This window comes from Paenibacillus sp. FSL R5-0766, assembly GCF_037971845.1.
Taxonomy (GTDB): Bacteria; Bacillota; Bacilli; order Paenibacillales; family Paenibacillaceae; genus Paenibacillus.
The window spans coordinates 1,807,017-1,832,292 of record NZ_CP150227.1 but is presented as its reverse complement, the minus strand read 5'-3'; the positions used below and the strand labels follow the sequence as shown (position 1 = coordinate 1,832,292).

At 44.1% G+C, this 25,276-nt stretch carries 33 protein-coding genes; 1 reads left to right on the top strand and 32 read right to left on the bottom strand.

The window, feature by feature from the left end; all coding sequences use genetic code 11:
• Nucleotide 1: 1 nt before the first annotated feature.
• The 6 genes from mngB to MKY66_RS08310 form a co-directional block, all read right to left on the bottom strand.
• Nucleotides 2-2,680 carry a mannosylglycerate hydrolase gene (gene mngB / locus MKY66_RS08335; protein ID WP_256704123.1) on the bottom strand — a complete coding sequence of 893 codons (2,679 nt, stop codon included), beginning with the start codon at nucleotides 2,678-2,680 and terminating at the stop codon, nucleotides 2-4.
• A 210-nt stretch (nucleotides 2,681-2,890) separates the two neighbouring features.
• A complete protein-coding gene (locus tag MKY66_RS08330) occupies nucleotides 2,891-4,009 on the bottom strand; it encodes a PTS fructose transporter subunit IIC (protein WP_076209283.1) in 1,119 nt (372 codons plus the stop codon).
• A gap of 29 nt (nucleotides 4,010-4,038) precedes the next feature.
• Nucleotides 4,039-4,356, bottom strand: coding sequence for a fructose PTS transporter subunit IIB (locus tag MKY66_RS08325; RefSeq protein WP_017689749.1), 318 nt, complete (start codon nucleotides 4,354-4,356; stop codon nucleotides 4,039-4,041).
• On the bottom strand, nucleotides 4,356-4,811 hold the full coding sequence (locus tag MKY66_RS08320) for a PTS sugar transporter subunit IIA (protein ID WP_076209284.1): 456 nt from the start codon (nucleotides 4,809-4,811) through the stop codon (nucleotides 4,356-4,358). The genes MKY66_RS08325 and MKY66_RS08320 overlap by 1 nt, the downstream gene beginning before the upstream one ends.
• A gap of 227 nt (nucleotides 4,812-5,038) precedes the next feature.
• Nucleotides 5,039-5,323, bottom strand: coding sequence for a hypothetical protein (locus MKY66_RS08315; protein WP_143760263.1), 285 nt, complete (start codon nucleotides 5,321-5,323; stop codon nucleotides 5,039-5,041).
• A 27-nt stretch (nucleotides 5,324-5,350) separates the two neighbouring features.
• Nucleotides 5,351-5,920: a hypothetical protein gene (locus tag MKY66_RS08310; protein WP_076209286.1), complete on the bottom strand. Its 570-nt coding sequence runs from the start codon at nucleotides 5,918-5,920 to the stop codon at nucleotides 5,351-5,353.
• Nucleotides 5,921-6,128: 208 nt separating this feature from the next.
• Between MKY66_RS08310 and MKY66_RS08305 the strand changes: the two genes are divergently transcribed.
• Nucleotides 6,129-7,289, top strand: coding sequence for a glycosyltransferase family 1 protein (locus tag MKY66_RS08305; RefSeq protein WP_256704124.1), 1,161 nt, complete (start codon nucleotides 6,129-6,131; stop codon nucleotides 7,287-7,289).
• 303 nt (nucleotides 7,290-7,592) lie between these two features.
• Here the strand turns inward: MKY66_RS08305 and MKY66_RS08300 are convergent, their stop codons facing one another.
• The 26 genes from MKY66_RS08300 to MKY66_RS08175 form a co-directional block, all read right to left on the bottom strand.
• Nucleotides 7,593-8,264 (bottom strand): DUF3298 and DUF4163 domain-containing protein, encoded by a 672-nt coding sequence (locus MKY66_RS08300; protein WP_076209288.1) that lies wholly within the window; start codon nucleotides 8,262-8,264, stop codon nucleotides 7,593-7,595.
• Nucleotides 8,264-8,776 (bottom strand): NUDIX domain-containing protein, encoded by a 513-nt coding sequence (locus MKY66_RS08295; RefSeq protein ID WP_083656932.1) that lies wholly within the window; start codon nucleotides 8,774-8,776, stop codon nucleotides 8,264-8,266. The genes MKY66_RS08300 and MKY66_RS08295 overlap by 1 nt, the downstream gene beginning before the upstream one ends.
• A gap of 258 nt (nucleotides 8,777-9,034) precedes the next feature.
• Complete coding sequence (locus MKY66_RS08290) at nucleotides 9,035-9,697, bottom strand: HAD family hydrolase (protein WP_076209290.1); 663 nt, start codon at nucleotides 9,695-9,697, stop codon at nucleotides 9,035-9,037.
• Nucleotides 9,684-10,145 (bottom strand): GNAT family N-acetyltransferase, encoded by a 462-nt coding sequence (locus tag MKY66_RS08285; protein ID WP_076209291.1) that lies wholly within the window; start codon nucleotides 10,143-10,145, stop codon nucleotides 9,684-9,686. Before MKY66_RS08285 ends, MKY66_RS08290 begins: the two co-directional genes overlap by 14 nt.
• A gap of 93 nt (nucleotides 10,146-10,238) precedes the next feature.
• Nucleotides 10,239-10,409, bottom strand: coding sequence for a YHYH domain-containing protein (locus MKY66_RS08280; protein WP_094030640.1), 171 nt, complete (start codon nucleotides 10,407-10,409; stop codon nucleotides 10,239-10,241).
• Nucleotides 10,410-10,518: 109 nt separating this feature from the next.
• Nucleotides 10,519-11,295 (bottom strand): Cof-type HAD-IIB family hydrolase, encoded by a 777-nt coding sequence (locus MKY66_RS08275; RefSeq protein WP_076209292.1) that lies wholly within the window; start codon nucleotides 11,293-11,295, stop codon nucleotides 10,519-10,521.
• An 83-nt stretch (nucleotides 11,296-11,378) separates the two neighbouring features.
• Complete coding sequence (locus MKY66_RS08270; protein WP_076209293.1) at nucleotides 11,379-12,941, bottom strand: PH domain-containing protein; 1,563 nt, start codon at nucleotides 12,939-12,941, stop codon at nucleotides 11,379-11,381.
• Nucleotides 12,938-13,435, bottom strand: coding sequence for a PH domain-containing protein (locus tag MKY66_RS08265; protein ID WP_076209294.1), 498 nt, complete (start codon nucleotides 13,433-13,435; stop codon nucleotides 12,938-12,940). Before MKY66_RS08265 ends, MKY66_RS08270 begins: the two co-directional genes overlap by 4 nt.
• 296 nt (nucleotides 13,436-13,731) lie before the next feature.
• Nucleotides 13,732-14,310 (bottom strand): GNAT family N-acetyltransferase, encoded by a 579-nt coding sequence (locus MKY66_RS08260; RefSeq protein WP_076209295.1) that lies wholly within the window; start codon nucleotides 14,308-14,310, stop codon nucleotides 13,732-13,734.
• A 106-nt stretch (nucleotides 14,311-14,416) separates the two neighbouring features.
• On the bottom strand, nucleotides 14,417-14,758 hold the full coding sequence (locus MKY66_RS08255; protein WP_076209296.1) for a hypothetical protein: 342 nt from the start codon (nucleotides 14,756-14,758) through the stop codon (nucleotides 14,417-14,419).
• Nucleotides 14,759-14,856: 98 nt separating this feature from the next.
• Nucleotides 14,857-15,537 carry a zinc dependent phospholipase C family protein gene (locus MKY66_RS08250; protein ID WP_076209297.1) on the bottom strand — a complete coding sequence of 227 codons (681 nt, stop codon included), beginning with the start codon at nucleotides 15,535-15,537 and terminating at the stop codon, nucleotides 14,857-14,859.
• A 136-nt stretch (nucleotides 15,538-15,673) separates the two neighbouring features.
• Nucleotides 15,674-16,453 (bottom strand): hypothetical protein, encoded by a 780-nt coding sequence (locus tag MKY66_RS08245; RefSeq protein WP_076209298.1) that lies wholly within the window; start codon nucleotides 16,451-16,453, stop codon nucleotides 15,674-15,676.
• Between the two features lie 108 nt (nucleotides 16,454-16,561).
• Nucleotides 16,562-16,717: a hypothetical protein gene (locus tag MKY66_RS08240; protein WP_179088487.1), complete on the bottom strand. Its 156-nt coding sequence runs from the start codon at nucleotides 16,715-16,717 to the stop codon at nucleotides 16,562-16,564.
• Between the two features lie 173 nt (nucleotides 16,718-16,890).
• On the bottom strand, nucleotides 16,891-17,346 hold the full coding sequence (locus MKY66_RS08235; RefSeq protein ID WP_076209299.1) for an NUDIX hydrolase: 456 nt from the start codon (nucleotides 17,344-17,346) through the stop codon (nucleotides 16,891-16,893).
• Between the two features lie 45 nt (nucleotides 17,347-17,391).
• Nucleotides 17,392-17,982 (bottom strand): HD domain-containing protein, encoded by a 591-nt coding sequence (locus MKY66_RS08230; protein WP_076209300.1) that lies wholly within the window; start codon nucleotides 17,980-17,982, stop codon nucleotides 17,392-17,394.
• A gap of 33 nt (nucleotides 17,983-18,015) precedes the next feature.
• Complete coding sequence (locus tag MKY66_RS08225; RefSeq protein WP_076209301.1) at nucleotides 18,016-18,855, bottom strand: GNAT family N-acetyltransferase; 840 nt, start codon at nucleotides 18,853-18,855, stop codon at nucleotides 18,016-18,018.
• 53 nt (nucleotides 18,856-18,908) lie between these two features.
• On the bottom strand, nucleotides 18,909-19,361 hold the full coding sequence (locus tag MKY66_RS08220; protein ID WP_076209302.1) for a GNAT family N-acetyltransferase: 453 nt from the start codon (nucleotides 19,359-19,361) through the stop codon (nucleotides 18,909-18,911).
• 39 nt (nucleotides 19,362-19,400) lie between these two features.
• Complete coding sequence (locus MKY66_RS08215; RefSeq protein WP_076209303.1) at nucleotides 19,401-20,294, bottom strand: PhzF family phenazine biosynthesis protein; 894 nt, start codon at nucleotides 20,292-20,294, stop codon at nucleotides 19,401-19,403.
• Complete coding sequence (locus tag MKY66_RS08210; protein ID WP_076209304.1) at nucleotides 20,287-20,952, bottom strand: Type 1 glutamine amidotransferase-like domain-containing protein; 666 nt, start codon at nucleotides 20,950-20,952, stop codon at nucleotides 20,287-20,289. The genes MKY66_RS08215 and MKY66_RS08210 overlap by 8 nt, the downstream gene beginning before the upstream one ends.
• A gap of 20 nt (nucleotides 20,953-20,972) precedes the next feature.
• A complete protein-coding gene (locus tag MKY66_RS08205) occupies nucleotides 20,973-21,515 on the bottom strand; it encodes a GNAT family N-acetyltransferase (protein ID WP_076209305.1) in 543 nt (180 codons plus the stop codon).
• A 41-nt stretch (nucleotides 21,516-21,556) separates the two neighbouring features.
• The gene (locus tag MKY66_RS08200) at nucleotides 21,557-21,931 is read right to left on the bottom strand and encodes a hypothetical protein (RefSeq protein WP_076209306.1); all 375 of its coding nucleotides are present in this window, start codon (nucleotides 21,929-21,931) and stop codon (nucleotides 21,557-21,559) included.
• Entirely contained in the window at nucleotides 21,928-22,443 is a 516-nt protein-coding gene (locus MKY66_RS08195; protein WP_076209307.1) for a nucleoside deaminase, read from the bottom strand. Before MKY66_RS08195 ends, MKY66_RS08200 begins: the two co-directional genes overlap by 4 nt.
• A gap of 94 nt (nucleotides 22,444-22,537) precedes the next feature.
• Nucleotides 22,538-23,107 carry a phosphoglycerate mutase family protein gene (locus MKY66_RS08190; RefSeq protein ID WP_076209308.1) on the bottom strand — a complete coding sequence of 190 codons (570 nt, stop codon included), beginning with the start codon at nucleotides 23,105-23,107 and terminating at the stop codon, nucleotides 22,538-22,540.
• A gap of 14 nt (nucleotides 23,108-23,121) precedes the next feature.
• Nucleotides 23,122-23,613: an NUDIX hydrolase gene (locus MKY66_RS08185; RefSeq protein WP_076209309.1), complete on the bottom strand. Its 492-nt coding sequence runs from the start codon at nucleotides 23,611-23,613 to the stop codon at nucleotides 23,122-23,124.
• A gap of 220 nt (nucleotides 23,614-23,833) precedes the next feature.
• Complete coding sequence (locus tag MKY66_RS08180; protein WP_256704125.1) at nucleotides 23,834-24,652, bottom strand: hypothetical protein; 819 nt, start codon at nucleotides 24,650-24,652, stop codon at nucleotides 23,834-23,836.
• Nucleotides 24,653-24,736: 84 nt separating this feature from the next.
• The gene (locus MKY66_RS08175; protein ID WP_076209311.1) at nucleotides 24,737-25,189 is read right to left on the bottom strand and encodes a hypothetical protein; all 453 of its coding nucleotides are present in this window, start codon (nucleotides 25,187-25,189) and stop codon (nucleotides 24,737-24,739) included.
• Nucleotides 25,190-25,276: the final 87 nt, after the last annotated feature.

Below are 25,276 nucleotides of genomic sequence, written 5' to 3'. Positions count from 1 at the left end.
CTTATATCGATACAAGTACCGTCATCAATTTACAATGTGCGAGTTCCGGCAAACGAACAACCTCTTCTCCCTCGGTTAACCTCTGCTGAGGCCCCAGTGGTTGTTCACCAAGAGATACACGCTCTGCATGTACAGGTTGATTAAAGTGTATGTTCACGTTAGCAGACTGTGACAAATACGGATTGAACACACGTATAATGTAACCCTCACTCTGCTCTGCTTTCTTGAAGCTGCTTAACACCACGTTGGAATCGTCGCTGAACGACATCAGGCTGTAGTCTGTATCAAGAACACGTTCCTCATCGCGGAAAGCAAAGATCAGACGTCCATTCAAAAAGTCGCATAGCTGATAACTGCTGATCGGTGTCAAATATTCACGTGCAGCACGGGCCACATTCGCTTCGTCGAACCCGGAAGTCTGGATATGCAAGCCAAAGGTAAAGGAGAGCTCGCCAAGTAATTGCGCGTCTGGTGTTGCTACAATTTTCTCACCGGAAGCCCGGCCAGGACGATACAACAGGTTTTCCTGACCCATGAAACCGAATGTGCGGAACAAGGTCAGGGCAATGGTATCCATTTGCTCACCAATAATCTCGTACTCACGTACACCTTCCGTCATCACAGCCATACCATGCGAACCATTGTTCAACCCGGCATAACTCTGCATCGCTTCAATGGTGATCGGTTTCTCCTGCCATTGTTCGCGCTCCCATACGTCCACTTCTGGCAATGAGGTTGGACGAGCAATGACTCCAAACGGTTGATCTGCAATGGATAGAGCGGAAGCAATTCCTGTATCAAAAAGGACACGCAGACGGTGGCTAAACACCTCATTCTGCACCTGAACCTGGAAACGGATCAGATTCTCTCCTTTGCGAAGAGATATCTCCACTTGCATTGGCAATGCTCCCGACGTGATGCCTGCGGCGCGCTCTTCCAGATCGTAGGGGACATCCAGCGTGAAACGCAGGGATAGTGTCTGAGATACAGACGTTTGGGTGGTCGTTGCACTCATCTGGCTACCTGCCGAAGAAACAATCAGATCCCGCTCGGGAGGAGAATAATTGTAGGAATCTCCGTCATCCCCGTTATCTTCGAAGACCATTTGATCCGCATACACTTGGCCAGATCGCTTGTCCGTAATTTGCAAGGTGCCGTTTGCTTGTAGCGCAATGCTGAAATGTTCATTTTCAATCGTGTCTCCGTTACGCCGCTCAATAACAGGTGCAGCGCCCTGACTGAAATCAAAAACAATCTGGGTGTAACCCATCGCCGGGACCTCTTGCAGTTCCACCAGCAATTTGGCGCGATATACGCGTTCTGGCAGATGCACTTTGCGACTTGGATTCAGGTCAATGTGTTGTCCAAGCACATAATCGGTCTGATCTGCTTTTTCTACAATGGTGTAATCCAGCTCGCGTCCCTTCGTATCCCGAATGACAAAGGATTCTTCCGGAATATAAGCTTCAATCTCAGTAACCCCGCCTCGCACATACGGTAGCGTGTTGAACAGGGTGAACGCAAATGTCTCCTCCTGCTGTATCGTTGAAGCAATCATCCGCATATGCAGGTCGAGCAGATTGAGTGCGATATCATAGGCCTGTTTGTAACGAAACGCAACGTCCTGATTGGTTGTATCACTGTTACAACCACCGATGCTGTCATGTGCCGCATTCTCAAACAACAACTTCCAGATGTCCTCAACAATGCGATGCGGGTAATCATGCCCGAGAGAATGACTAATGGCAAGTACAGGTTCTAGCGTATTGGCGATCAGATTCTCAATCCGGTTATTCTGTTGCTTGAGATCTGCACGGGTGGAAAAAATGGACTTGTGAATCCGCATGTGCTTGGCTTCCATTAATTCACCCCGAAGTACAGGCAGGTCCTGACTATCCGCTTCGATCTCCGCCAGAAAACGTTCCGGTTCATTCATCACATATTCGCGTTTTGTATCCATCGCATTGAACCGTTTAATCAACTCCGGCAGATTCAATCGCACAGGCGCCTGATCAAATCCATTAGGGAAATAGATATGTTTGGTGGAGGCTTTGCGTTCCAGCGCACCAATCTGTTTCTCCAAATAAGGGATCAGATCTTCTTCATTCTCCGGAATGTTACCGCCGTAGTAATATCCGAATGGCATCTGTACAGCAAATACACGACTGCCATCCGATCCTTCCCACGTAAACTCGGTATGTGGATTCGTATTATCCGAGACACCACGCCAGAACAGGAAACGTTCAATGCCGAACTCGCGATAGATCTGCGGCATCTGTGCTGATTGTCCAAATGCATCCGGGACATAACCAACCTTCATCGCATGTCCGTACTTTTGTGCTGTTTTCATACCATAATACAGGTTTCGGACCATGGATTCACTGGAAATAACCAATTGATCCGTCTGTGTATACCAAGGTCCAGTCATCAGTCGTTTGGCTGTAACCAGTTGACGGATCCGTTCCTCATCTTCGGGACACCAGCGGATGTAATCATCCAGCAGCGAGCCCTGTGCATCCAGCAGGTAATAATGGAATCCATCGATATTCTCCAGTGCATCCAATACTTCCTTGACGTGTTTGACAAGATACACTTTGGAACGGGAGGTTGTAAAATACCATTCCCGGTCCCAGTGCGTATGTGGAATAACATGTACTTTGGTACGGTTTCTCTCACTCATATCTCTATATCCCTCCAGATTCTTTTTAAAGGTTGTTCAAAAAAGTCCGCTTTTGATTACGAGGGATGCCTGTTGGCATCATCAGCATCGAATATGAAATTCAGCCGAAATGTCCGTTGCTCACGTAGTTTCCCCTACGCTCCGCTACTCCATTTCTACCTTCATCCCATCTTCTCGATACTGAAAACCGATCTTTTTGAACATGTACTTTTAGTCAAAAACGAGTTCGATTTCTTCCCCGTTTTTCTTCACTGAAGCTTCCTGAGTCTTGGCAGGTTGTTTCTCTTCTTCATCACGGAAGTTCACCAGCATGGTGCCCCCCGCTACGATCAGTGCGCCGACAATGCCTCCGGCAAGGTACGCGATTGGGGTACCTACTGACACAGCTCCATATAAGCCGCCAATTGGTGGCATGATGATATGTGCTCCCAGCAGTGCAGTCAAGGCAGCGCCCGTTGCACAGGCAAACATGTTGACCAGAATCATTTTGGCAGGGTTACGCAGTGTGAACGGAATTGCACCTTCCGTGATACCGATCACACCCATAATCACTGCACCTTTTCCCGCTTCCTGATAGGTTTTGGAAAAACGTTTCTTCATCAGCAATGTCGCCAAGCCATAACCAAGCGGTGGAATGCAGATGGCAATATTGATGAAAATATTCGGCAGATAGACACCGGACAGGAACAGGGCATTGCCTGCCATCCATGCCGCTTTGTTGACAGGTCCGCCGAGATCAAATCCGATCATCCCTCCCAGAATAATAGCAAGTAGAACGGTATTCGTTCCGCTCTGGCTCATGTTTTGAACCCAAGCAATCAGATACTCATTCAGCGCGCCCAGCGGGCCACCCAGAATGACCGCCATCAGAAATCCGGTTAAACCAACGGTAATCAGCGGTAAAATAATTAACGGTACCGAGCCAGCAGCCGGACCTGTAATCTTAACTTTGTTTTTGACCCACAAGGTGATGTATCCGGCAAAGAAGCCTGAGATCAACGCGCCCAGGAAACCGGCGTTGGTCTGCTGTGCCAGCACCCCTCCGATCAGACCTGCGGCCAGCGCAGGTTTGTCAGCAATCGAGTAGGCAATATAACCGGACAGGACAATCGTTAATAATCCGATGCCGCTCCATCCTACATTTTGCACGAGATATAAAATATGCAAGAATCCGCTTCCATCTTTGTATGGATCAAGATCAGTAATGCCCATTGATAGTGCGATAATTTTGCAGATGGCAACGACCAGGGAACCCGCGATAATGACCGGCAGCAGATAGGAGATACCTGTCATTAGATGTGTTTTTGCTTCACCAAACCATTTTCTCATCGTACTCTCTCCTCATGTGGAAGGTGGGGTTAAGCTTGTGCGTTCACAGCCTCGACGGCTTTGGTTAATACCGCTTCTGCCTGACTTACGGCATGACCGATTTTGACACGTACGACTTTTTTATCGCCAAACCGATCCATGTCCTTCACCGTTTGATCCGCTGCAATCAGTACAAAATTCGCTGCAGCAATATCTTCTTCCGTCAGCTTATTGACTTGTCCCATAGCTCCCTGCTGTTCCACTTTGATCTCATATCCCAGTTGCTGAGCTGCTTTCTCCAGTGCTTTGGCGGCCATCGGGGTATGGGCGAGACCTGCGATACATGACGTTACACCTACGATTTTCATTATGACACCAGTCCTTCCGTATATTGATGAAGCAACGTATATACATCTTCCGGCTGCACCGCTTCTGCGATGGCCTCTTTGAATGAATCTTCCAGCAATAAGGTGGCAAGTGAAGAGATGATTTGCAGATGGGATACGTCTACATGACCTTTAGGCACAAGGATGGCAAAAATATATTTCACCGGCTTGCCGTCATGAGATTCCCAATCAATGGGCTCCCGCAACCGAATGACCATCACTGCCGGACGTGTTACAACTTCACTCTGGGTATGGGGAATCGCAAAGTGATCCTGAAGCCCGGTGGAGTAGACACGTTCGCGTTCCCACAGATCAGCCGCAAGTTGCGCACGGTTTGTAGTGATGCTGTAACGCTCTGCCTCCGCAGATATAAAATCAAATACATCCTCTTTACTATGCAATGTCTGATCGAGATAAATCTGATTGGTTGTAATCATGATCTCTGTCTCTCCTCCTCTCTCTATCCAAAACGATAAGCGCTTACAACATCATTGTAACGGATTATTCCTTGACCTTGGATCTAGAAAATTTCCCCTTCGAAGCGGAAAAACATTAGCCATAGCAAAAAACCTGAGTCGAGTGGACTCAGGGCAGTTGTAAATGAGTTTCAATTGGTATGCTGCAAAGGCAGCGTAAGTAAGTACAGACATGGCCGGATAAAACATCAGGAATGCTGTGTCCAACGCTGCATTCCTGATCGAAGACCGTAATATGCTGCGGCGAGCAAAACAAATCCGGCAACAGCCATGATCATGGATGTTGTATCCCACCGAACAATAGTTCCAAAAGCAACCTTGGATTGCAGTGGGGTACCCGAAGAAGCGGTGTTCATGAGATCAGGTACGTAATTCATGGTCATGATCATGCCTTGAACGATATTCCAAGCTACAAAACCGATGATGAATAACAAGGTAACCAAAAAGGATTCCATCGCTAATCGTTTGTTCATGCTTGTCATTTTGCCCCCTCTTCCCACTCAATTAGACAAAACGTGTTGCATCTCCTGTTTCAAACGATCTTTATTTTCGTCCACATATTGATACAGCAGGTCAAAGCTTTCTTCGTTATCCGATTGCATGCTCAAATTCGCGGCTTCCAGTTCAATCTGCTGTAATACCTCATGAATCTGTTCCCCGTGTGTTTGCAGGCTTGTCGTGATGTCATCTTCGGACAGGCCATTCACATTATCTCGTAATTGCCCGTGCGTTACACCGCTTTCGGACAACATCTGCTCGATCTTCTTCAGGATCACGGCATCTGCATCATTGCCGATCCGCTCCATAGCTGTTATCGTCTCACCCAGATACTGTCCGCTGGCATTTTCAAGGAAACCGGTCATCCCGTTCATGGACAGCTCGGTATCCAGATCAATGATTAGAATGATATCTCGCAATACTTGTGGAAGTTCCGGCCCACTTTCTCGAATCGTCGAAAATTCAGCCCGATAAAGGTCCATGGCAACACTCCCCACCACTTCTTCACCTGACATCTCTTCAAGCTGATCAAGTGGTAACAACTCCTGCAATTCCTCTTGTAACTTGTTCATCTTTCTCTGCCTCCTGTATCTCTATCTATATATACGCCGACACGTTATTACATCATAGCAGAATACGCTATATAAGTTGAACTTATGGAAGTTGGTATAGTATATCCTTTATCAAATTTACAGGGAATATCGTCAAGTTAACGTGCACTTGACCTCTGGAAAATGTTCCGCTGTTATGATCTTGGCATCACGAGTCTTGGGAGGGGTAATGATGCGCCTGGCCTTGTTCACAGACACCTATCTTCCGGAAACCAATGGTGTTGCTGGCACGCTCCACCGCTTGAGTAACCATCTGAACCGCAGAAGAATTGAACATCTGCTGTTTACTCCGAACTCCGTCATTGAAGGAAGCCATGAGACTCAAGTCCGATCGGTTGCCAACATCCCTTTTTTTCTGTATCCCGAATGCCGCATTGCTCTACCCAACAGAGCAAACACACACAAACAGCTACAAGCCTTTCAGCCCGATCTGCTGCATATCGCTACACCTTTTAATATGGGATTGCTTGGTCTGAGGTATGCACTCAAACACCATCTTCCGCATGTTGTCTCCTACCATACCCACTTCGATCGTTATCTCGAATACTATCGGTTAAAAAGTATGATTCCGCTCTACTGGAAATATATCCAATGGTTCCACCGCGCCTGTGATGCAACCCTAACTCCATCGCAGGAAACATTAAACACCCTGCAAGCCCAGGGCATTCAGCGTCTGAAGCTCTGGTCCCGAGGGATTGATTGCAACCTGTACTCCCCTCATAAACGCAGCACGGATATCCGTGAACGATACCACATCACCGCTCCCCTTATTTTACTCTACGTTGGACGCATTGCCCCGGAAAAAGATATCGCTACACTCACGACTACCATGCAGCAGTTGCCCCAGGAAATGCAGTCCCGTGTACACTGGATCATCGTTGGCGACGGCCCCTCTCTCCCGAAAATGCGTCTGCAATCCCCACCCAATGTCACCTTTACAGGTTATATGCATGGCGAAGAACTTGCTGTTATGTATGCTTCGGCAGATCTGTTTGTGTTTCCTTCCTCTACGGAGACATTTGGCAATGTGGTACTGGAAGCGATGGCTTCAGGACTCCCTGTGGTGGCGGCCAATGCTGGAGGTGTAAAGGATCTGATATCCCCTCACCGCAATGGTGTGTTATTCGAGCCAGGTCAGGCTGATGCACTGATTCGGGAGATATGTCTCTGGGGAAATCACGTGAACCAATTGAGGATAATGGGACTGGAAGGCAGAAAGCTGGCTGAGCAGCGGTCGTGGGAGCATATTTTTGATACACTAATCAGGGATTATGAGGAGGCTATAGAACATCGGAACAGACAAACAAAAGATCGAATTATTACAGCATAATTTGACGAAATGAGTTTCTTCCAACAACCCATAACAATCGCCTCTGCCCTATGCAAAGTTAAACTGGTTCGCCCGTTCAGGCCGACCGTAGTAGCATGTGCACGCTGCTACAGTCGGCCTGAAACATGTTTCCAATGCACTTCATAACAAAACCTGCATCTTGTAATGGGTTGAGCCATTTACACGGTATGTAGAAACATAGAAGCCGAAGTTATTGAAATTATTTAGAGTATTTTGAAAATTGTATATATAGAAAAAGACATGATCTCATTGAACTGGATCATGCCTATTATTGCATACGCTCTATTGGTTGAATTTACTGTACGGGACTTTGATATCTACAAACCCTTTAGCGTAAGGGGCAACCTCATAAGGGTAGAATCGGATGACGATCCCTTTATCATATAAAAAGAATTCAGATGTTTGATCAAGCTGAAAATCATAAATATTTTCTTCAAAAATAGAAACTCCTGCATTGTACATGGCTAATAGACTGTTGGAGATTGATTTCTCTACCTTCTCCATCTGAGTATCGTCTTTAACATACTCGCTTAGCTTCAATTCTTTCCCCGTTCTTATGTCATAGTTATATGATTTTGTCGCATCCATTCCATGTGCTCCTCCAGTGTACACATGATCTTCATATACCACAGATAACTTTTCTTTTGCATTGTATTTTACACTGGCCATGGTAATGTAGAAATAATTTTTGTTTGATTTCTTTTCTTCTTTATCCAGGCGAGCTGCTTTCACTGCGTGGAGTTTAAATGTCTTGTTCAGCTTATCCGTCACAGATTTATTTCCACCTGTTAGATGTATGTATGGCTGTCCTTTGTAATATTGGACCTTCGTTTTCACTGTAATCGTGCTGCCTGCCTCTACATGACTACTCGGAAGAATGATAGCAATCAGTACAGTGATCAACAGGTAATTGATCCATCTCAATTTTTTTCTTTCAGTTCTATATTTCAACATTATCGATTAACCCCCTTTGGCTCAAATGATATCGTTTCTTGCATTCTGTTCCATATTACCTGTGGAGTGCCCTTTAGGTCTGTTCCGCTCTGAACGTTGCCAATCCAGATGTCTTCTGCTCCCGGATGTTGTAAATAGTGCCGAAGCGTTGCTTTGATCAGAATAGACGAATGTAAGTCCAACACCTCATCCAGCGGTATCCAGAATAACTCGCCTTCATCCGAGGGTACAAAATGTCGATGCGTGGTCTCTCCGAAATATACAAACTGCTGCCAAATCTCACCACCGTTAACCTCCAACAGAATATATCGAAGCCGAAAGTGTTTGACATTCTCTTGCTTGAACCCGGTCTCTTCTTCAATCTCCCGATAGCTGGCGCTCATGGGTACGTTCAGTTCCCCTTGTTCCAGATGCCCGCCGATACCACCCCAGAATTCAAAATCAAACAATCTGCTACCCGCCTTCTTCATCATCAGCATGTCTGAGCCATTGCTCAAAAACGCTGTTGCCATCTGTCTAATCTCCATATGTTCCTCGCTTTCCAGACTATGATTATAGTAATCTACTTGTTTATATAAACTGAACTAAAGAATATTTACACTAGTCACTCCGATGACAGAACAACCTTCCGATCGCTGTTATCCCCAGATTTTTTGATTCCTTTCCTAAGGGGAAAAATCCGGGGATAAAGGCGAACGCTTCGCTTCCTTAGGTTATTTCTGTCCTCTCCGTTTTGTGTAAATGTTATATTCAATTTATATAACCGTCTTCTACAGCAATTCCTTTAGCTCACTTAGATGTTTAATCGTATGTAAAGGCCCCGACGTAATGCGATCCTGCCACGGTTGGTTGACCTTCATCCAGATGGTGCTCATGCCTACGCTTGCTGCTCCTTCAATATCGTTCACCGGATGATCGCCAATGTAAATGCATTGCTCTGGTCTTAGACCGAAATGATCGAGCGCAAGCTGAAATATGCGTGGATCGGGCTTTTTGACTCCAGCCTCTTCTGAAACAATAATATGGTCGTAATCCTCCCGGATACCGAGTTGATCGATTTTTCCATACTGAATATCGGTCTGCCCATTGGTAATTAACCCGGTTTGATATTTCCCCCGAAGATGCTGAACGACTTCTCGCGCCTGTTCCATCAGAACTGAACTTCGCACATACTCTCTGCCATAAAACTCCATCAGTTCTGCATGTGGCGGATACTCTGCCCAAGGCAGTTCATTCAACAACTCGTTGAACAGAAGGGGTTTGTCTTTATAACCATCCTGGTCGAGTTCAATAATTCGCTTGCTTATATCTTCGGTTGACTCCAGGTGACCAAAATAGGTCTTGATTAAACGCTGCGTGAAGCCGCCAAAGGTCATCGTTCTGTTCAGAATCGTATTATCCAAATCAAAAATAACCGCTTTAATATGCTCCATCTTCCTTCTCCCCCAATTCCAGTACATGCGTTATCTTCTCCGTACTCGTCACTTCTCTAAATCCCAAGTCGCGATAAAAAGATCCAGCAACCGGTTGATCCGTGTACAGAACCAGTCGAGCGTAATGATTTCCCGCTTTTTGAATAACCGCATCCATCAGCCTGCGCCCAACCCCATGTCTTCGAAATTCCCTCATCACATAAAGCCTGCGAATTCTTCCGGTATCAGTCACTTCAGAATAAGGATCTCTGTTCAAACCGCAGATCCCAACAACCTTATCGTGCATTCTGCATTCAAAAAGCGCTTCATCTTCTTGCTCGAATGTATTGATTCCTGTCTCATATTCATGGATTAATCGCTCGATATGTCTGAACCCCTCACTGGAGCTTTCGACCAGCATCGCCACTAAATCGTCATGATTCCACACCGATATCTCCTGTATCCGCATGGTGTAACCGCCTCCATCATTTTAAATCAATGGTACACATACAAACCCAACCATACATTGAACGTGGCCGGGTTTATCTTGTAAAGCTCATTCTCATTTTTTCTTTTTGTGATAGTGATAACCCGTGCACAGACCCTTTTGTTTGGATTTGGCTGAACAATTATGTCCACCATTCTTATCCAGTCTGCCTGGATGAGCATAAGCGGACGAGGATACACCAACAAGTACGACAAGAGACAGGATTACGATAACAACCTTTTTCATAAGTCACCCTTCAATAAACACCCTATGCTTTAGGGCTTAATACATGCTATATCATTCTACATGAAAATCCACAATTTGGATATCCTTCATCTTTTTAGCCGGTTCATTCTCATAAAATCTTAAATTGCTTCAATGCATGGGTGACTCCATCTTCACTTGCCCGCAGGGTGACATAATCGGCGCTTTGTTTAATCCGTTCTCCGCCATTTCCCATCGCAATTCCGATTCCCGCATACACTAGCAGATCCACGTCATTCTCCCCATCGCCAAAGGCTATCGTATCTTCCCTGGATATCTTCAGGTAGTCGAGAACATTCTCTGCGGCTATAGATTTGCTAACTTCGCTCGCTTCCAGCACATTCACTACATACGGATGGAATCTCACGAATCGTAAGGAAGGAAATCTGGACTGGAATTTCTCCGTCTCCGCTTCATCCGCATATAAACAAATGCAATATACGTCCTGTTCCAACGTACCGATTTTCTGCGGCGCATCCATGAGTCCAAGCGTATCTCTTAAGGCGTCAGTAACACGACCATCTGCTGTACACAACCCGTTCGTATCCAATGACTCTGTAAAATATGAAATACTGTGCCCCTGCAACTCGGCAAACTCACTAAATGTTCTAACCATCTGTGCTGAAAGTACAGACTTATGTATCACTTCATCACCTGCTTTGATCAATGCTCCGTTAGCCGAAATGATCGTATCGATTCCGAGATTTCTGAATTCTTCGCATAAATTATAGGGCCTGCCTGTGACGAGTACGACTTGAACGCCTTTACGAATCAATTCCCTGATTGACTCAGTTGTACTCGGAGATAAACTCCGATCTATTTCGCTCAGCAATGTACCGTCCACATCAAAGAATACAGCTCTAATCAAAATGTTCTTCCTCCTCTGTCTTCAATTTAAAAAGAGCAAGTACAGAATAACCTTGTTTGGTCTTCCTGCACTTGCTCTTGCAATTAACGGGTCTGAACATCTTGGGTACGTTCCATGTACCATAATTGAAATGATTTCGCCGTATCCAGGGAAATGTCATGTGCCCGATGATGCAGTACTGGTTTGGCGCGGTTTACCGTATGAATGGAAGCCACACCGAACCAACGCTGTAACACATTACGGGTGATCTGCACTTCGATGACTTTCTCACGTTTGGAGATGAAGAGTGTTGACGTGAGCGCCCCGGTTCGAAGTTGAATGAAATTCTGATGCAGAATGTATCGGGTATGGAAAAAGTCCATCACTCTGCATGTTGCAATCCACACGAGCAGAATCGCGGAAATCATCCACCAAGCATGTTTCTGCCCAAACACCAATGGTTTGAAATACCACAATAAACCCGTAATCATGATCCATCCCCAGCTTGGTTTGAGCAGGCGCAGCCATAGTGATATTCGTGGAAGTTTTTCCATCTCCTGCGTAACCCGATAGGATGGCAGGATCTCCTCAATCAGGGTGTAGGCTTGCTTCACAGGCAAGAAGGGATAGAGCGAGTTCACCTCCTGCTCGGATTCCCCCAGACTACCCGCAGTGGTTAGTTCTACTTCCGCTAGTCCAAGCAGCCTTTTCATCGGAGACTGTGTAATTTTCACGGCCTGGACTCGTTCTTTCAGGATTGAAAATGAGGTTTGCTCCATCATGCCCTTCGAGATATAGATGCGCTTGGCATCCGAGGTGATCTGGAAATTGCCATATTTTACGAAGGTTCTGACTATGCCCAAAGCAATAGAGATGATCAATAAAACTAAAATCATCAAACCGGCAATCCACCAGGAATCAAGCCAGGTTAATAACAAACTTTCCGTTACTTCTTCATCAGGGAAGAAGTCCTTCACCCAGGAATAGAGCGTAGCCAAGACCGGAATCAGTACGAGAAAACTAAGCGAGGTAAAGGATGCTTTGAATATGTCCTTGCGGGTGGAATGATAATGAACAACCCGTTCCTGTTTTTCTTTTGCAGGTAGAGACGTGACTTCATCCGTTATAACAGGTTCGGATTGCACCTCTCCTTCTTCCATAACCTGAACTACATCCAACGTATCATGTTCCTCTGTTGCTCCTGCTGTTTCTGCTTCTTCAGCCATATGACCTGCTACAATTTTCTCCAGCTGTTCCGCTTCGGAAAGTGAAACAACGTGTAACTGAAAGGTAGCATCTTCTCCCTTAATTCCGGTCTCGAATCGAATTGACGTCACCCTGAACAAACGATGAAATAGCGTTGTATGACGATTCACATTCTGGACCTTCGTATAAGGAATCGTTCTTCGGGTACGGTTAAACACACCACTATAGATATGAAAGGTCGTATCGTCTGCTGCATAACGCGAGGTGAACCACTTCAAGATAATTGAAATAATACTGATGGATATCCCGATGTAAAAGGTGATTCTTCCATAGAAAACCCATTGGGACTCTGAGCCCTGACGGAAAATAAACAAAAACAGGATGATTGCAAACGAATTTTTCACCAGTTTCCACAAGCTCCACAGCATGGTTAATGGATGATGTCGCTTCAGATCGATCATTCATCCACCTCATTAATCCGCGCATAGGACGCAATCTGATGACGGAGTGCAAGTGCGACTTCCTCTGGCAAGGCCGGGATTTCATGCGATGAACCCATCGTGCCAACCGATACGGAATAGAGTCCATATTTTCGCATTAAAGGTCCCTGATTTGTTGTAACCGATTGCACTTTCGCCATGGGGATGATCTGATGTACCTTGGTTAGCGCCCCGCGCTTCAGTTGCAAGAACTCCTCATTCACATCATAGTACCAATGCTTGTATAACCATGAAGGATGGATGAAGATATCCCACACCGCATAGACCACCGATATGGCCGTAACGCCCCACAAAATCCACCCAATCCACGTTTTCCATCCATAAATGGAGTCGAGTATTAACAGTACGGCAAGGATCAGAAAGCCTATTACATTCCATATGATGGCGCTAATTCTCCACAAGTTTACCGCATGAGGGGACAGCCGTTGCTCGGGTGTATTCCACTGTATTGACATATGTTCACTCCTTTTTCCTCGGGTACATAAAAACACACATGGTACACTGTACGAACAATCGTCCACGATCGATGCAAAAAGATAAAGAGATGACCCCTATACAATACAGGTCGTCATCTCTTTTGTTCATTTCATTTTACTTTAGTGCATGTTCAAAAATACTGGTTTTCAGTACCGAGAAGATGGGATGAAGCTAGAAATGGAGTAGCGGAGCGTAGGCAAAACTACGTGAGCAACGGACATTTCGGCTGAATTCCATATTCGATGCTGATGATGCCACTATGCATCCTTCGTAATCAAAAGCGGGCTTTTTGAACAACCTCTATAAAATCCTGTACTTCACACAGCCAAACCATATGATCTGTTCCTTCGCCCCAATAGTTGTTCGCCACCACATAGGGTTCACCGAATTTGCGTTGCCACTTCTTCTGTGCAATCTGGTAACCGCTATCCAGACAGAATTGCTGAATTCCCAGCCGTTGCAGTTCAGTAACCAGTGCGAGAATGAGCGCCGAACCAACCCCCTGCCCTTGAACCTCGGGCAACACATACAGGCTACCCAGTTCTCCGATATCGTTCAGCCGGCCCTCTGTACATTCTCGAATCTCCTTACCACACGGTCCATACGAGATTGTGCCAACAATAACATCTCCCATTTTGGCGACGAGGAAAAATACACTTGCTTTGATGTTGTCCTTTGCTTGCAATGCCTTGTGAATCATCGCTTTTTTCTGTGTTATTTCATCCTGAATATCATCCAGAAGCGAGCCTATTCCCTCCTGATCAAATGCTGCGGGAATGGTTGTCTCGAAGACCTGATACACTCCATCTGCATCCGATCGCGTCAAAGGTTCAATGGTAATTTTGTCATCCACAGGTTCTTCTCCGTTCCATATATCTTCTTAATCTGTACGTCGCTGAATCAGTCTTCTTAGTTGATTCGAATCCTCAAGAGGAATGCTATATCCAGTGTGCGTGTCTTCATGATTTACTAACGCCTTGCATCTTGGGATCCATTCCTAATGAAAAATCATATCGTGTTATCGAGCTGTCCGCATTTGTTATACTCAAATCGTACTGTGTACCATAATCAAGAATGCCGGGCAAACGCTCGGCCTTATGTATGGCCTCCATCATGATCCGAATCTCGTCAGATCGATCAAACTCAACATTTTGGCATGGTTCCAAAGTGAGATTTGGATTACAGGTTAAGGTGATCAGCACAGGAAGCCCTTCTTCCGCGTTCGATTCATTCGGTTTGCCGCACCCTGCAATGAACGTGGCAATGACACATACGAGCAACACTCCTACATATTTCACCATACTGCACGCCTCCCTGACTTAGTATTAAATAAACTAGTAATGAGTAGAGAAGTAATAAATCCAGTATATAATGACTCAACTGCACTAACTATCTATATTCATATCAAGTTACGTAACTCCGGGTCCCATGAAGACAACAAAGCTATCAGTCGCTCTACGGTCTCTTCCACAAATACCTGAACTCTCTCACCCGTAATGAACTCAGGAGTAATTCCCGGTTCTTCCCCATTAAGAAAAGAAAACGTGTGGTCCCGCCAGCGTACAATCTCATCAGCAGTTAAACGATCCGCCATGTCATATCCTGATGAACCGTTAAGCACCTGCCACACTTCTTCGCTCCAACTTGAACCTTGATAGAGATTGAAGTCGATCTGGTCCGTCTCCTGATAATATAAACGCGCTAGTTCATCCTTCAATCTGCTATTGCCTGTATGTTGATCTACCTTGTTGACCCGTTCGACGAATTCGGGATGCACACTCCGGAACCAGTAATAGTCTGTCAGCACATGCATAAAGTATCCTCGCACAAACCACTTCCATCCTTCATCGGTAAGTTGTTGCATATAGCTTGAGTAGAGATCCTTCAGTTCACCAACGTAATCTCCATTATCTTTCGGGTTAAAATGGGTGTATTCCTTATCATCTCTGGTTGTACCTTCGCGCATATGTATGGAATCTGGGGCGATATTCCCCAGATAGAATGAACCTCGATCAGTCTGAATTTGCAGCGAGTCTGCAATCAGATTAGCAATATTGAGATGAACCATAGGTAACGGCATAGAGTTAATCTCCTTTTATTGGGAAGTATTCTACTATACTTAGAAAAAGAAACGATATAACCTACTGGTGCAACGCAGATCACTGGAATAGTGAGACTTCGCTAGGTTCCACCTTTTTTTCACCGTAGATGCGTGATTAACCCTGAGTTCTCTCCACTTGCATGCGGTCAAACAGCTGCTCCAGATCCGTATGGTACTCTGGATGCTCCTTCACAAGCAGACTAATATATTCCGACCCACACTCATAGAATACTAGACGATTAAACGGAGCTGTATCTCCAAAATGATTGCTTTCCTGCCCAAATTTTGCCCGAATCAGATTCTCAATATAACGAGCGTAACCCTCGTTCCACTCCAACCAGCTCCAATACTCGGCTTGTTCTTCATTTAATGAACGGAACAGCGCCTTTCTAGCTGTCTGTACTTGTGTCAGGTCTTTACTCTTCAAAGCAGACAATAATGAGTTAATCCGCTCTACAACGATTTCGTCTTCATACGGAAACTCATAATCCAGTTCCCATGTTACACGCTTCAGTTGGTCCATTTTATGCTTAATCTGAAGACGGTTGACGATCCGTTCATCATATTTCTCATATACATAACAATGAACATATTCGTGGAACAGATAAACTTTCTGCTCCAGATCTTTGAACGCTGTATCCGTTACAATCGCACACATTCGTCCGTCCATATGGTGCACCGGCATCGCAGCAAGGCATTCATCTGGAATATATAAATCGTCCGGAACCGTCTTCACCCACTCATATTGCTGCGTTTTGGACGAATAATCATAGATATATAATAAAGCTTCATAGGCTACAACCACTGGATAATGTTCTGCAAACAAAGGATGTAGGCTGACCAAGTCTTTCTGAAGCTCGTTTAACTCGTTAATTTGCTCTAAAAAAGCATCCATATCATTAACCCTCTCTTTACTGGATTGATGCGTTAATCATACTAGAATAGGAAAGATAAAACACTGAGAGAAAAATGATAATTCTGTTCGAGTATGAGATGGTGAACGTTAGAAACGCTCTCCTCGTTTCTCATACAGGTAGATATCCAGTGCCTGAATCCCACGTCGGGCTAGCTTAATAAACAGGATCAGCGCATACACGCCCAGTCCATATAACAACACATTAATCAACATTGCTAATATTGTAATGATAGAACCAAACATCAGCATTATTCCCCCTAATTAGTCTATTAAATTATCACTCCCTATTCTAGCATATTTTTCCTCAGCAACTTTTCTGGTAGATGTAAGGGGCATTTAGCGTGCTTATCAGTTAAAAATAAAAAAAACCTTCCATACCCGTGCGAGAAGGTGGAAGATTTATAATCCGGATACAGCTAGTTAGTTCTGATATATCCTGCCTTCTTCAACACATATTCCGTAAACGGATTGATCTCAGGGATCGGCTGATTCAGATCAAAATATCGGAGTTCCAGCCCTTCATCATCCATAATGGTTGGGCTACCCTTGATACCTGAAGCTTCATAAACAGCCATGACGTTGTAAACTTCATCACCATGTGGGTACTGATAGTACATGTCCTCACCTGAAAAAATGCTAATGAGTTTGTACGATTCCGCTCTCAGTCCGGCTTCTTCATATAATTCCCGCGCAGCTGCTTCCTCCAAAGACTCCCCGGGTTCCATGGATCCCCCAAGTGTGCCCCAATCCAAGCTATCTGTACGTTTTTGCAGCAACAGGTGACCTTCCTCATTGAACACGAGTACACATGAGCCCGCCATAATTAGGGGACGCGGGCCCACCAGTTTTCTTAGCTCCATGATATACCCCATTCATGCTTCTCCCCCATCTTCAAGTGCATACGTCAAAACGTATCCTTATGATTTGGTCAAGATTCCCTGATCCACGGATTTCTGAATAAGTTGCTGCGCATACTCCCACAATGTTTCGGAACCGTTTGCAATCTCACGGTTTCTGTTTAATACCTGATCACTGGTAATGTTATATTTCTGCCACGTATCTCCCTCATTCTGATGATTATGGATCAGAGGCTGCAACCGATCGAGAGATGAAGCAAATTGCGCTTCAGGGGTCTGTTTTGCTTCAAACTCTAACCATAAATGGAGTAATTCTTCAGCCTGTTCCTTAGGCAATATACCAAACAGCCGATGAGCTGCTTTGAGTTCACGATCATATTTATCCGTGTGTCCCACCGTATCATAAGCGAACGTATCTCCGGCATCAATCTCGACCAGATCATGAACGAGAAGCATCTTAATGACTTTGAGGATATCCACATCCTTGTTGGCATGACTCTGCAAAACCAAGGCCATCATCGCCAGATGCCAGGAATGCTCCGCATCATTTTCAAGTCTCTCACCATGCATAATTCTCGTCTTTCGTTCAATCGTTTTGAGTTTATCAATCTCAATGAGAAATTGAATCTGATCCTGTAATGATTCGCTCACAGCACATCCTCCTTCATTTTTCCGATTCACAATCTATATAGAGAGGTCATACCAGTAGACTTTATAGTTAAAATTCAGTGACATGCCCACACCCTGCGCCAGACGAATTGAGCCCGCATTATCCGGTGAACAATCCCAATACGGATGTATGCCTACACGACCGCATTCTTCTACAAAAGCTTTTGCCACCATCGCACCATAATTCCTTCTTCTGTAGACTTCAACCGTTTCAATATCAACCGCATGTGTCTGATCTGCGATAAATGCCGAAAGGCAAACACTCGCGATATCATCGTTATGCACTGCAATATAGCCAAAGCCATGTTGTAAAAAATCATCTATTGTCGTCCAGAAGTGAGAGATTTTATTTTTCAGACATGGAGAATTGTTATATCTTTTCTCTCCTAATAGTACTTCATCTATCCTCAGAATTTTGACTTTCTCGTCCTGTGAAGCACATATGTCGAGAGGTACTTGCTGACTTATCGGATTTGGATTCAGTTTGTATACATGCTGAAAATCACTGGAGATATCTCTTTTCCCAGAGATATGCTGAAGAACATCTTCCCAAGTTTCATCCACCACACCAATTTCAACAGCATGAATATGTAAGTTCAATAATTCAGGTTCAATACGTTCCCGCATGTACTCTTTCAATTCATTCAGAAAGGGTTCACTTCGAGAATCTCCGATCAACTGAAAACCAGATTGTCCATGTATCCAAATTAGAGCTGCTGTGATATTCTCTGCATCATCTACATATATCCGTCCCGGGTTCAAGCCATACGCCACCCCCTTGACTTCAATATTCGGACACGAGTCCGTGAGATGTTTTACTTTGTGGAAATCATGTTTATTAATCTCGGTAATCATAGGTTCATTCCTCCCGAATTCAAAACAAAGCCCTAAAACGTGTGCAACCTCTATTAAATCTGATATTCATAGATTCTCGTCTCTTCATCATCAAGCAGATATCCTTTACCGATATAGGCCCAGTTATTTTTTTCATAATAATCAGTCAGATCAGTACATAAATACAGCTTGTCATACCCTTTTGCTTTCACCTCATTTAATGCATGGGTCTGAAGTTGTCCACCCAGGTTCTGGCCCCGATATTCTGGATCAATATGAAGACACGCAAACCATGGAAAGAGATCCTGCCTACTATTCAGATCGCTTCGTAACAAAGCATACCCACCAATAATCTGGTCTCCGTCCAGCATCACATAAAATCTTGGTACATCACTATCTGTTTCCACAGAACGCTCTATACAATCTCGATAAAAATGGAAGCTTGATTCTGAGCCCCATTGTTTCCAGAAATACTGTACTGCTTCTTGCAGCACGTCCGGCTTCTGCCGAATATCAAAAATATGCAAAATGTTAATCTCCTCCACGCTTTTTGCTTTCGTATAGGATCAGGTGTCCAATTCAACGTTTAGTTCACGCACAAATACAGCTGTCCCCTTCATTCTGACATCCATATCCTCACCATCCCGAATCACACTCACTTGAACCTTTCCATCTCTTCCAATCTCATGCCCTTGCTCTATCACAAACTGTACCTCATCAATCTCCGGTTTCACATAGGTTAAATAATAAGCACCCATCACCCCGGAGGCTGTTCCAGTCACTGGATCTTCAGTCGTACCAGAGTAAGGTGATGAAAAATGTCTGGCATGCATCATCGCATCGAAATCACGGGTTTCGAAACAAAAGGGATGCAGGGAAGCTTTGGGATTATCAATTAAAATTCCTGGGAACAGGGAAGAATCCGGTTTCATCTTCATAAAAGAGTTCAGTTCACGAATCGGGATTAATACCGTCCAGGTTCCCGTACTTCCATAAACAATTGGCGTAGAAAGGTCAACCTCATCCAGAGTGAGATTGATGGCGCTTACCAGCTTCTCGATATCCCCCTGGAATGGTATAAACTGCGGCTGATCCTGTTTCATTTCCATGTAAATGGTGTCGGCATTGCGCTCAAATCGTATGGGTAATGTACCTACATTGGTTTCAATTGTGATCAACTCTTTGTCACTTAACATCCCACGCGTCTTCAAACCATACAGTGATGCCATTGTGGCATGACCACACAGATTAATCTCATGCCCCGGTGTAAAATAACGTAGTCTGACGTCAGCTACTTCAGAGTTCAACACAAATACCGTCTCATTAAAACCAACCTTATAAGCGATCTGCTGCATCTCCGTCTCACTGAAATGATCAGCATCAAAAACCACTCCTGCCGGGTTACCTTGACCGGGAACGGTAGAGAAAGCATCATAATGATAGACCGTAATATTACTCATGACCAGACCCACTCTCTCTGTAATCTAAGAAACGCACATGTCCATACAACTCTATGCTTTCACCATCCATTACAAGCCCGCCACCATCTTGGCACACATAAACAGCCGTACGATTAACACGGGTATACTCTCTTAATGAATTCAGGGTGTCTTCCGAACCATCCCAGTGCGGTGCAATCTCAAAATCAACGAGCCCCAGCGCTTTTATATCATTCAAACCCACATTGTTCTCATCTGCATCTTCCCCAAACCCAGCGATCTCTATCGTAGGTGTAGTCAGAATACTGCCTGCGCTGACCCCAATCAGAATGCCGCCACTCTTCACATAGGAACGCAGCAGACCAAGCACATTTCTCTTCTGTAATAAACTTAGAAAATAAAACGTATTTCCACCGGATAGATGAATCGCATCACATTCGAAAATAGAGCCAAATGTGCTTTCCTCATACTCCAGATCAAGATCATAATATTGAATGTTATCGATTCCTACTAGATTATAGTAACGTTTAGTGTGTTCAAAATATTTCCGCTCCAGGTCGGAGCACGAAGGGATATATCCGATGGAAGGCTGTTCACTGTTAAATAAGCGTAGTATTCTCTGATCCAATTTATCGTTAGATTTGAATACCAAATCACTTAGCAGAACCAATGTATTCATCAGATTTCCTCCCGTACCTATTAGACTGACTTAAACTCTCTATCCAAAATCGAGAAAAAATACTGGTCTGTCCACTGATTGTTCCACCATAGTTCTTCCTGGAAGACGGCCTCCCGTGTCATACCCACATGCTGCATCAGTGCGGCTGAGCGGACGTTTTGTGAATTGCACATGCCGACGACCTTATGAGCTTGTAACTCTTGAAATGCAAATTGTAGCAAAAGTCGGGTAGCTTCACTCCCGTATCCTCTACTTGAACATTCCGAAAGTACTGCGAATCCAAGTTCCCAGCTTTTGCGGTAATCCACATAACTCCACATTTGAACGATACCGATGGGTGTGTCCTCCGGATCATTCAAGCGACGTATAACGAAATCATAGGCATACGGTTTCTCATCTGTGACAGCAAAATGGTTGCGATATTTCTCACGGACCTTTTCCTCATCCGTTTCAACAGTTTCCTCAAAGCTCCATATGTTTGTGTCACATTCAAGTTGACATATGAAGTCGAGGTCCTGCTCTGTGACGGATGTTACTCTTACCCTCTCTCCCACGAATTCCATGTGGATTCATCTCCTTTGGATTATGCCATCGTTCCCATAGACTACTGCATTTGCCCATTAATATACCTTCTGTGACTTGCAGATGCTTCCTGAACCCACAAATCCAACTCCACTCTACTAACAAAAAAATTATCCTGAACCTTAATGAACGGAAACATTCTCCCATCAAAGAAACCTGACACCGTAACACTCCCTTGCTCAGCCTTAATAATACTCATCACCTGTTCTTCAGTCATACTCAGATACCCGGCAGTTTCTTGAATCGTCATTAATACTTTGTCATTAGATACTTTTTGCTCTGCTGCCTGAGTCAGTTCACTATTTCTCTCCTGAGTCGTTAGCAATATACAGCCAATAATAAACGAGATACCTAAAATGACACTGGCCAAGAGTATAGAGAACGGAATAGATTTCATTGTTTAGGAATCTCCCACTCTGTATCAAACAAACCTCTACCAATGTTCCATTTGGCAAGCAAAGCTCTCTGTTTGTTTTCCAGATCAAGGTATGGTACTGCAACACAGGATAACGTGTCAAACATATGGATAAAATGAGGCCCTTCCTTGAAACGTCGAAGCCCGCCATATTCTTCATCATCTGCGGCCCATACAATCTTTTTAATACCCGACATTAATATGGTACAAGAACACATAGGACAAGGTTCACAGGTAGTATAGAGCGTCAGTTCTTTCTTCTTCGTGAATCTCTTCTTGTCTACATCCAGCAAATGTCTTCCTGCCCGACGAATGGCATCCACTTCAGCATGTGCGGTGGGGTCGCAATCCGAGAAGACTCGGTTCCTGCCTTTACTCACGACATTCCCATCCACATCAACGATTATCGCACCAATCGGATACGTTCCTTCATTAAGTGATTGTTCTGCTTCTTCCAGAGCTAAAGTTAAATATTCATAATCCGATAACTTCATTGAAAGTCCCCCTTAGTACAGTTATAGACCACTTACAAAACAGACGCCTTGTGTAATGTGTAGTAGAAGAGATTGATGGAATCTCCTTAGATCGTTAAAAGTTCCTGATCGTGTACTGCCCTGCTTCACCAAGATAATCACTTTTGGTTAACCCTTCTTCTCCGAGTAACATCCTGTAGTTCGATATCGTACCGTCATGGGAAATGATAAACGTATTGCCGCTCTGTTGACTGCACCATTCAAGAAGCTTTTCAACTAATATCTGGAACCGATGTGCATCCATCTGATTAATACTTTCTTCCCAATAATCCAACCCCAGCTCAACCAATCTTATGTCAGTATACTGATGACTGAGCTCTTCTTTGGAATAGATCTGATCACAGACGAAAGGAACAAACTCTGGATTCTGAGGAAACATTCTTGGGCCAACCAGTGGGCTGAAGAACGCAAGATTTTTGTTAGGGATTAGGAGTTGTGCTGTTTCAATAGTACGTTTCGTTGGACTAACCAAAATGACGTCTTCAGGAGCAAAAACCACTTGTTTACGCAACGCTATAACCTGACTTTTTCCCAATTCAGTGAGGCCAGGGTGCAGGCAATTTAATTGATTAGGGTAATCTACCAAGTGTTCGCCATGACCATGACGAATAAATGTAATGTCCATAGGCACCTATTCCTCTATATCTGAATGAAGTGTTTGATGCCTTTTGCATCAAGAAGGTTACTCAGTTCCTTTTTCAAAAACACAGGATATACTTCCATCCGCTCCAGTTCGTCTAAGGAAAACCATTGGAAAGTTAACTTACCGTTATCCTCTAGACCTTTGAATTCTATTTCACTATAAAGCTTATGGGCTTCCGGCAATGTGATGACATAATAAAAACCAACTTCATGATACTTCAGGCCATCATATTCAAAGAAATCTTCACTAACATATGCGAGCCTGTGCGCTTCTACATGAACACCCAGTTCCTCCATCATCTCTCGCACAATAGCCGCTTCAGTTGTCTCGTTCAATTCTACCCTCCCTCCGGGCAGATTCCAGAAATCATCCTGTTCAGTCGTATGCAAAAGAACTCTTCCCGCATCCATCACAATACCTGCCACACGAAAGTTGAATTTGTTGTTATTTTGTTTATACGATACATTATTGTTATCTGCAGTGGTCATCTCGCTGACCACCCATCAGCAAATCCGTCCATGAATCCCATGATGAATGAGGGAATGATGAGTACGAGCAATAAAATTAAACTGGCTATGCCCCATCTAAGAATTACTTTCCGTTTGCTTCGAACACCTATAATAATTAAGATTGCGGTTGTTGCAATTAAGGCTAATCCATAAAATGTCATAAAACTGACCTCCGGTATGTATTCGTATTTCATTAAGGTTACTGCAGAATCTTTTCTAGCTTGTGCCTACAAGCCTTGCGGTCATAATCCGAATTATCCAGCCATACCTTATCCATTTGTAGTAACCCATAGATTTCGGACTCCAGCTTCTTTCTTTCCTGCAAAACCTGTACCGTACCCTCAACACCCTGATAACCCTGTGCCTGCCCCAAACCCTGGTTCGTATAATAATTAATGAATCCCTCTGACCATTCTTTTGGTCTTTCACTAACCGCCTTATCAAATGTATAGGATATATCTTTCTGGTCGATATAGATGAGAAGCGGGTTCAGAGCATGAATGATACGCTCCAGTTCCAATACATACTGTACGTTCTGCTCTTTGGATTGATTGCATTTTACAAGACCCATAGTCAGTAGATTCTGGATGAAACAACACTCAAATATCGTGATGCAGTCATCATTCGTGCTTAACACGTTTTGGGTGAAATCTTGCCACTTCCCGGTGATCAGCTTCACATTTTGCTCAAAAGGAATTTCGTAAATATCTCGTCTGAAAATATCCTGTACAATGTGATCGGGAAGCTCTATTCCCCATTGCTCTTTCATCTTACGGTATGGAATCAGGAAACCTTGATCATGAGCAGTCGCATTGCTTTCCAGAATCTCTCTGTATTCTTCATGTGTTTTCAATAAAGCCTCGAAGTCTCCAGCATAATAAAAAGATACGCCCTCGTAATCAGCAGGGTGATCCAGGTTCCCTTCTTGAAATAGTTGTACCTCCTTGCCTTGTTCTATCAAAATTTCGGATACCATTTTGGCAACCGTTTGACTTGCCTGAACCCGGTAATCCTTCAATCAGTATTAAACGCCTTGCCATCATTACATCACCCTTTATTTTGTGTGAAGATATGGATCTTCCATGTGTCAGACACTATGTTATTAATCAATATCTGCAATAACCCATTGCGCCTTATCGCCATCTTCTTTCTTTTTCCAAAACACCATCGTATTGTTATACTCTTCATTGTTCTCTTTTAACTCGTTAACCGTCACCACTGCCTGAAAGAGCTTCCTTTGCTCCTGTATAGTTATGTCGCTCATGGGAGTAACCTTGAGAACTTTGTATCTTCCCATACTTGATATAGGAGATTTTGGATCAAAAAGATTCATATATCGCTTTTCATCCTCTTCGTATAAATAACGCATACGAGCATTCATAAGTTTGACGATTTCCAATTTGTCCCCTGTATAGTTTGTTTCATCGAGATACTCTGGTGGGATGTCTTCCTTCTCTTGGGATGTCGATGATTGTTGTGCATCTTCAGTGTTTTCCTGGTTCTGACAGGCCACTAGAAGTAGAAATAATAATGAAACTACGGTTAACTTTTTCATAATCAGCCCTCCATTTAGTCATGGATAACACTCCCCTGGTAAAGACCTTAAATGACTTTTATTTAAAATAGAGACTTCCTATGTATG